The 3042-nt window shown below is 34.7% G+C and carries 3 protein-coding genes; 1 reads left to right on the top strand and 2 read right to left on the bottom strand.

Annotation, left to right across the window (positions count from 1 at the left end; genetic code table 11):
- A partial coding sequence (locus F6K22_RS37285; protein WP_293109807.1) for a hypothetical protein occupies window positions 1-211 on the top strand: 211 nt, incomplete at its 5' end.
- On the opposite strand, the gene F6K22_RS37280 is transcribed toward F6K22_RS37285, so the two are convergent.
- Window positions 208-1203: a pentapeptide repeat-containing protein gene (locus tag F6K22_RS37280; protein ID WP_293109805.1), complete on the bottom strand. Its 996-nt coding sequence runs from the start codon at window positions 1201-1203 to the stop codon at window positions 208-210. The genes F6K22_RS37285 and F6K22_RS37280 overlap by 4 nt on opposite strands.
- A gap of 257 nt (window positions 1204-1460) precedes the next feature.
- A partial coding sequence (locus F6K22_RS37275; protein ID WP_293109803.1) for a hypothetical protein occupies window positions 1461-3042 on the bottom strand: 1582 nt, incomplete at its 5' end.

The raw sequence follows: 3042 nt of genomic DNA, 5'->3' as shown, positions 1-3042 counted from the left end.
TACGGACCCGCTGCCTCTTACAGAGGAGCTGCGAAGTTCGCTAACGCCATCCCATCCTAAGGTCATGCTCTGCTTTCCGACCGCTCTCAAGGGGAGATTGGAGGCCAGCGAGGAGACCTCGCCATCCCTCGACCGCTTTTTCTCCATGAATGGAGAGGCTTTATACTTTAATTTTCCGGTAAATATCCAGAAAATACCTATCAAAACTTAATCGTGAATATCTCCATTAGGCATCGAAGCACCTTGCATTTGAGCACCACTTAAATTAGCTGTGCTTAATTCAACCCTAGTTAAAATAGAGTCATTCAGGTTAGAGTTACGGAAATTTGCTTTTGCTAGGTAGGCATCAGTTAAGTCAGCTTTACTGAGATTTGCCTGACTTAAATTAGCTCGACTAAGATCTGCCCTGACTAAATTAACTTGAGTTAAATTAGCTCTTACTAACTGAGCTTTACCCAATTTTACATCTGCCATAATTGCGCCAGTTAAGTTAGCCTGATTAAGACGTGTATCAATTAATCCAGCTCTTTCAATTTTGGCATTAATTAAACTCGCCCCAGATAAGTTAACTCCTGCCAAATTAGCTTCTGTTAAAAATGCACCATCTAAAATTACTTGAGATAAATTTGCTTTTGTCAATTTGGCATCTCTAAGTAAAACTTCACTTAGGTTTGCTCCTCTCAAATCAGCTTTAGTTAAATCAGCTCCAGTCAAATCAACACCACGCAGATCGGCTCCCCGCAGATTTACTCCCCGAAGATTAGCTATTTCATAAGCTCGTTTTTCATAGCGGAGATTTGCCCCACGCATATAAGCACCACGCAAGTCGGCACCCTGTAAATTAATTCCTCGCATATCTGCCCCACTCAGATTAGCATCAATCAAGGTTGCTAACTCTAGATTGGCCAGTCGAAAATCTGCATTCTGTAAGTTTGCTCCATGAAGATCTACATCAGCCATGTTAACAGCTTGCAAGTTAGCTTGAGTGAGATATGCACCACTAAGTTTAGCTGTAATTAAATTAGCGCGTTGGAAATTAACTCGATTTAGAAATGCTAGCACTAAGTCTGCTCCGTGAAGATCGGCCTCGGAAAAATTTGCGCCAATCAAGTCTGCTCTATTTAATTGGATACCCTTAAGATTGATGCCTCGAAAATTTGTTTCTCCTGCTGCATATTTCCTGAGAATTTCAACACTACTCATTATGATTTTCCTTTGTTTAAAGTGCTTAAAGAAGTAATAATACCAGTTTCAAAAAATACTGCTACATTAACTTTCTTTGTAGTTATATCAAATACGTTAATGTTTGCTACTAAAGATTGATGGGGTGATGGGGTGATAGGATGATTCGTATATTTGCATAATTTTTTGTATTTCATATTAGGGAATATCTGGATTTTGGCATACAGAAAAATCCAATTAAAGACTAAGGATTTTCCCTATTCCCTATTCCCTATTCCCTAAAACGAAATTGTTTGTGTCCAAATAATTGATTTATTGCCTGATTGTCTACCATGAATTTTAACATTTTTGAGATATTCTGATTGTAAATGAGCGATTTCTTTTTGGACTACTGGAGTTACAATTTCTTGATTGGGAATTTGTTCTGATTCTACAACAATATGCAGATAACCATTTTTTCTTCCAGCTATAACTGTAATGCCTTGTTGCTGAAGTAATTGATTAATTATTATCGCAACTGCTTTAGGATTTCCTTGGGTTGCTAATTCAATAATCTTTTGTTGGTTTTCATAATAAATTTCTTTTTCTTGGTTAAATTCTGTATTGATAGTATTGCCAGAGTTATTAGGGTTTAGTGTTTTGCTTTCTTCTATTTCTAATTGCCTGAGAATTTCTCTGAATTTTGTGGACTTATCCTGTAAATTACTAATTAAATCTCCTAAAGCTTTATATTTTAATGATAAACGTTTTTCTTCTGGCTCACCTTGTAAAAGGTTATTTAAAGTTTCTTCTAAGGAAATAAATTGTACTTCTATAGCATTTATTACAGCATCAACTCTTTGATTGACTAAGTCCGAAATTTCATTTTCTATCTCTAATTTTTGTTTGATTGAATCTAGGATATTTTGCCCTCCTAGAAGAATTTTTTTATTATTATCTTGAGTTACTGTTTTAGGTTTTGTAGGAATAGGATTTACGATTTGTTGGTAATCAATTGAGTCGGCAATATTTTTTTCTTCTGTTTGATTTGTACTCTCGTCGATGATTTCTGCTCTGGAATGTTCAGATGAACTTATAGATTGTTCTTCGTTTTCTTCATTCGTAATTTCTGGTTCTTTTTGACCTACCAGAGCAATACCAGCTTTTTGAAAATAATTATTACTGTCTATATCAGTTCTTTTTGTATCTGATGCTGATACTTGAGATTTTTCAGTTTGTGCTTCACTTTCCGGAGCAATCATTTCTTCTGAATAGCAGGAGGTTAAAGCGTTAATAATTACATGAGCTACTTGGGTATATTCATCTGGTTCTTCAAAATTATTAGCTGTGCTATATAAAGAAGATTCTAAGTCTGTTATAGATGAGCATAAATTAAATATTTGTCTGAGTAAACTATCTAAGTTCTTTGTTTTCAGTAATAGCCAATCCCTTTCACTAAAATTAAATTGATGTTCTACGGTAGAAAAAATCATAATTTTGGCTTTTAATGGATTAGTGCCTTGCATGATTTTTTCCCGAACATCAAATAATTTTCCAGGATCTCTTGCATAGGATTCTTCTACTGCTAATTTCCCTTTTAAAACGGTTTGCTCATCTGAATTCTCAAGACTCCAGTTCGGAGTAGATTCCATAACTGTCATATCTTCTTCTTCTTCTTCAGGATATAGTTTACCTACACTGCCAATAATTTTCTGTGCTAATAAACTATATTCTGTTTTTTTATTGACTTTAGAAACTATGCGAGATAATCTATGATCTAAGATTTCTATATTCCCTGTCTTGTTATATAATTCTTCTATTAATTCCTTCAGGTTAATTTCTGATAATTTAGTTTCATCATTCTCCCATCTACCTTCACAA

The organism is Okeania sp. SIO2F4 (assembly GCF_010672385.1).
Classification (GTDB): Bacteria; Cyanobacteriota; Cyanobacteriia; order Cyanobacteriales; family Microcoleaceae; genus Trichodesmium.
The sequence above is the reverse complement of the archived record's forward strand: the minus strand, read 5'-3'. Positions and strand labels throughout refer to the sequence as shown.

What these genes read in the sequence shown, in the direction of transcription:
- F6K22_RS37280 (WP_293109805.1), bottom strand. Translation starts at nt 1,203, where the DNA reads ATGAGTAGTGTTGAAATTCTCAGGAAATATGCAGCAGGAGAAACAAAT.